The following is a 1248-nucleotide window of genomic DNA, read 5'->3' as shown; positions in this document are numbered from 1 at the left end:
GCCGCCCCCGGCGCCGCCGCCCGCCGCACCGCCGCCAGCGCCGCCGCCGCCCTTCCGCGTACCGGACTGCCGCTGCTCCGCCTCGTCCTGGTCCTCCGGCGACTCGAACAGCTCCGGCACCTCGATGCCCCCGGTGAACCCCGGCACCTGGTCGGCGCCGCCCGCGCCGGGCAACGGGCCGCCGAACGGCGCGGGTTCCACGCGCCACCAGTCGGGGTCGGCGGCGTGCGTGCGGTCGAACTCGTCCTCGCCGGCGAGGTGCGGCGGGGAGGCGGCGGTGGGGGGCGGCTCCACGGGCGGGGTGAAGTCGTCGGGCGCGGGCGCCGGTTGGGGTACGGGGAATTCGGGCCCGGCGCCGCAGCGCCGGCCCGCAGCCCCGCCGCCCGCGGCCCGCCTGCCCTTCGTCCAGCCGCCCGGGCCGGAGCCGGAGCCCGGGCCGGATCCCGTACGCGGACGGGGCAGCCGGCCCAGCCACTTCTCGGACCCGCCCACGCGCGGCCGCGGCAGCCGCGACGCCAGCCCGCCGCCCCCGGCCGGCGGCTCCCCGGGCTGCACGGCGATCTCCGGCACGGCGGAGTCGGTGTCCCGCTTGGCGGACTCGACGATGTCCCCGGGGCTGCCGAACCGGGCGAGCACCTGCTTCACCGCGGCCACGCTGTGCGCGCCCTCGGCGGCGCGCACCTTGTCGATGCCGGCCCGCAGTTCGTTGACCAGCCGCATGCGCTGCCCCGAGGGCAGGGCGCGCTGCTGTGCGATGTCGCCGACGCGGCTCAGGTAGTCGTATACGAGCTGGTCGCTCTCGATGCCCACCGAATCCCCTAGGGCCGTGCGCTGTTGACCTCTCGACGGTACCGCGCCCGCGGGCCCCCTTCGCCCCCGCACGCGCGGTCCCGCGGGTGCCCGCGGGTGCGGGGGAGCGAGTGTGCCGCGCGAACGTCACGGGGGACCGAATACGCTGCGGCGACCGATACCCCCCGCGACAAGGAGCCTTCGTGGACCGCCTGGATCCCCCGGCCGCTGCGGCCGACCCGACCGCCCGGCTGCGCACCGCCGCACTCGACGCCTGGGCGGCGTCGGCCGCCCGCTTCCGGGAGGACGCCAACGCCGAGGAGGACCTCGCCCTCGGCGGCTACCGCGACCGGCTGGTGGTCGAACTGGCCCAGAACGCCGCGGACGCGCCCGCCCGCGCGGGCGTCGCGGGACGGCTGCGGTTGACGCTGGCACCGGACACCTCCGGCGGGAGCGGGG

At 78.8% G+C, this 1248-nt stretch carries 1 protein-coding gene and 1 pseudogene; one reads left to right on the top strand and one right to left on the bottom strand.

Going from position 1 to position 1248, the window contains the following annotated elements:
* Positions 1–810 (bottom strand): annotated as a pseudogene (locus ABD317_RS37050) (hypothetical protein); the annotation flags it as partial.
* Between the two features lie 182 nt (positions 811–992).
* Here ABD317_RS37050 and ABD317_RS37045 point away from each other — a divergent pair.
* Positions 993–1248: hypothetical protein (locus ABD317_RS37045; RefSeq protein WP_425582539.1), on the top strand; the 256-nt coding region annotated here is incomplete at its 3' end.

This window comes from Streptomyces synnematoformans (genome assembly GCF_039531005.1).
Lineage (GTDB): Bacteria > Actinomycetota > Actinomycetes > Streptomycetales > Streptomycetaceae > Streptomyces > Streptomyces synnematoformans.
Note: the sequence above shows the minus strand (reverse complement) of the source record. Positions and strands in the feature narration are given on the sequence as shown.